Below are 1539 nucleotides of genomic sequence, written 5' to 3'. Positions count from 1 at the left end.
TTGCCCGTCAGCAGCCAGGCTCGGCGCAGCGGCGGCCAGAATTTCCCCGGCGCTGGCGTCAGTTACGGTATCTGCCTGCTGATCATCTTCCACAGCACCTTCGCCTGCTGGTACCGCATCGTTAGTTTCGCCTTCGGCGCGCTCAGTCTCTTCCATCTGCTCATCGTGGGTAGTTTCCTTATTTTGTTTCGCTGGGGCGCTCATCAGGCCATCGATGGAGAAAATTCCTCCGCCTACGTTGGCGATTTCCGGTTGTTTGGCTGCGACTTTCTGCTCTTCTGCGACTTGCTCGTTAATTTCGTTTTCCCAGCTTTTTTCCGGCACGTTGCCGGCGGCAGCCAGGGTTTCTTCGGCTGGGTGCTGGTGATCGGATTCCGTCAGGTTCGCGTTGATATACGTCTGCAGGCTGACCGGGAAGTGGTGAACGTTTTCTGCGGCGCCACGGATGAGCGCGAAGATAGCAGCGCGCGAGTAGTCCAGGATGCCAGCGGTTTTACGCAGCGCTTCTGACCACTCTTTGAACGGGCTTTCTTTCTTGCTGACGATCTCCTTTGCGCGGCGGAAAACGCCGCCAGGGATATCGTGGATGTTGAAATCCATTGGCAGAGTGGCCAGCGCAATTTCAATGTCCAGAGTGTCAAGCGTGTGGGTAAGGTCCGGGTTGCGATCGGTCTTATTACCGCCGCCAGCATTGGTTTTAACGTCGGTACGCTGAATCAGCGCCACGCGGTTACCTTTCTGCCATTCTTTGACCAGCAGGCCGCGGTCGATGTGCTCAGTGGTCGCCCAGGCTTTCACGAACTGAATAACCAGGTTCAGCTCGCTGCGCTTGTCCTGCGGGAATACCGTCTTAACCGCGGCGGTCAGTTTCCACAGCGTCGGCATGTCGAAGGTCTTAACTTCCGTGACGTTCTCGGCGGCCAGCAGCAGGTTCTGGACGTATGTGTTATCTGTGTCCATTTCCAGCGCAGCGATTTGCGTCTGGGTTTCTTTGTTGATGCAGTAGACGTGCAGGTCTTCAGCAATGAACTGCGCCAGCAGCTGCACACGGAAGCCCATCGGCGCGAGGTTGTATTCAACGTTAACAATCTTGCTTTCGTGGCCGCCGTCTTCAACCTGTTCTGCGTCTGCGTCTGCGTCTGCGTCTGCGTCTGCGTCGCCAGCATCTTCCTGGTGGAAAGCATCCTGTGGCGCCGCGCCTTCTTTCAGATGCCAGGTGCGCTGGTCTTCGGCCAGTTCGTAGCGTTCGCACCAGGTATAATCAACCACGCCTTCTTCCGGCAGGTCATTAAACACAGGGAAGTCAGTACGGATTGCTTTCTGATAATCCTTACCGCGACCGGTCTCAATGCCAGCATCTTCCAGCTCAACATCGAGCTGCAGGTTGGCGCGCGCTTCGGATTTTGCACTGAACCAAATCACTGCATCTTTCTTGCCGGATTTCTGAGTGGCCTTAACCACATTAAAGAATTCCATGTGAGATCCTCTTTTTTGGGTGTTAGAATCCCCGGGCCATTGGTGGCGCCCATTGGGTGTTCA

General features: G+C 55.7%; 1 protein-coding gene. It reads right to left on the bottom strand.

What is annotated here, in order from left to right; genetic code table 11:
• Window positions 1-1476, bottom strand: a 1476-nt coding sequence (locus RDN66_RS07170; RefSeq protein WP_308537740.1) for a RecE family exodeoxyribonuclease, incomplete at its 3' end; no start/stop codon positions are given.
• Window positions 1477-1539 lie beyond the last annotated feature (63 nt).

Source organism: uncultured Kluyvera sp., from assembly GCF_902485085.1.
Taxonomy (GTDB): Bacteria; Pseudomonadota; Gammaproteobacteria; order Enterobacterales; family Enterobacteriaceae; genus Kluyvera; species Kluyvera ascorbata.
This window is presented reverse-complemented; position numbering and strand designations above follow the sequence as displayed.